General features: G+C 35.5%; 1 protein-coding gene. It reads left to right on the top strand.

The window, feature by feature from the left end; genetic code table 11:
* Positions 1-360: 360 nt before the first annotated feature.
* Positions 361-657: a hypothetical protein gene (locus MZO21_RS15080; RefSeq protein ID WP_248104249.1), complete on the top strand. Its 297-nt coding sequence runs from the start codon at positions 361-363 to the stop codon at positions 655-657.
* Positions 658-1,416: the final 759 nt, after the last annotated feature.

Below are 1,416 nucleotides of genomic sequence, written 5' to 3'. Positions count from 1 at the left end.
TCGGTGATTTTCAGTGTGCTACTGGGGGAACTGAACAAAGCACACAGCAGAATGAGTAGTTTAAGCCTTGATCGTGAATATATTGGGTTTGTCCCTTGTGATGGTCTACATAGGCTCTAAGCGGTCTTAAATGCGTTCAGGCGGTGATATAAGCCGTAATTAAGACAGACATAGCGTTATACCGTGATATGTCCCTGTGAAGCGATGGCTCGGCTCCGTAGTGATGCCTTACATTGTTCGGGTAATACTGCTTAGGGTGCTTTTAGTGCTCTAGGGTGAGTATTACCTGATCTTCTCTAACTCTCACCATAATGATAAATCACTAATACTTGAATAGTTAAATAAATAGAGGTGCTTTAAATGAAAAATATTGATATTAATCAAATAGTTAAAGACTTTAAAGATTTGTTAGGCAAACAAGTTTCATATAGTTTTTGTTTGGGTGGAACAACTTATCAGAGTGATGGTGAGGTCACTTCGGTTGTTTTAAATCTTCATGGTGATCATGAGTTTTCTGTAGATGATGGGGATTATTATTCTTTTTCTGAACTGACAGAATTTAAGATTTTAGATTCCGATCCTGTTGCTGATGCCTTTGAAGCTCTTATTACTGATAACAAAGATTTTATTGATTCATTAAGCAAACCTACCCTGTAGCCACATGTTGATTTTAAAGTTTTAGACTAAATATAAGCTTACACCCCTTTTAATGCCCTTTTATTTACCTTTGAGGGCATTTTTTTTGAACGTACTTTCTTAAAGCGTAGTGAGTACACCTTTAACGAGTGTCTACGAGTGTCGCAGCCATAATTTAATTAAAGACGTTTTTTCCCTGGTTACAATCTCCCGTTTGTCTTAAATCGGTAAAATTTAGGCTTTGTCCGTCGCAATGATATTTATATGCGATGGAATGAGGGAGGAGGAGGAGGAACGACGACGACGCACCGATTGACCGAGCAATATTTTATTAGTACTGTGTATTTAAGATAATGAGAAAAATAGATCAAAAAATAATCAATAGTACGAGTTTTTTAGGGGGGAATGGATTTTCCTTGATCAATTCTGCTTTATGCCTCCCCCCTTAATAAGATGGGGGAAACGGTATCCGATAAATCACCAAATCCATTTTTGTGCAAAAAAGATTAAAAATATTTAAATAAAAAAACCGACCATATTGATTTATGATCGGCTTTAGTTTTATATTGGATGCACGGTTATTAATTACTAACAATAATTAATAACGAAAGTTATATGAGCTACCAACTCGATATAAGATTCAAGATTAAATCTCCGTGCTGTTATATGATTATAACGTTCGTAGAATTAAAATAAATCCCTCTTTCGTTCTTAATTCGTTCAAATAATTAATACCGTCCGTTTAAATGGGTGGTAGGTACAGTGACGACAGCATTTAAT

The sequence above is a fragment of the Acinetobacter portensis genome (assembly GCF_023158935.1).
Classification (GTDB): domain Bacteria; phylum Pseudomonadota; class Gammaproteobacteria; order Pseudomonadales; family Moraxellaceae; genus Acinetobacter; species Acinetobacter faecalis.
The sequence above is the reverse complement of the archived record's forward strand: the minus strand, read 5'-3'. Positions and strand labels throughout refer to the sequence as shown.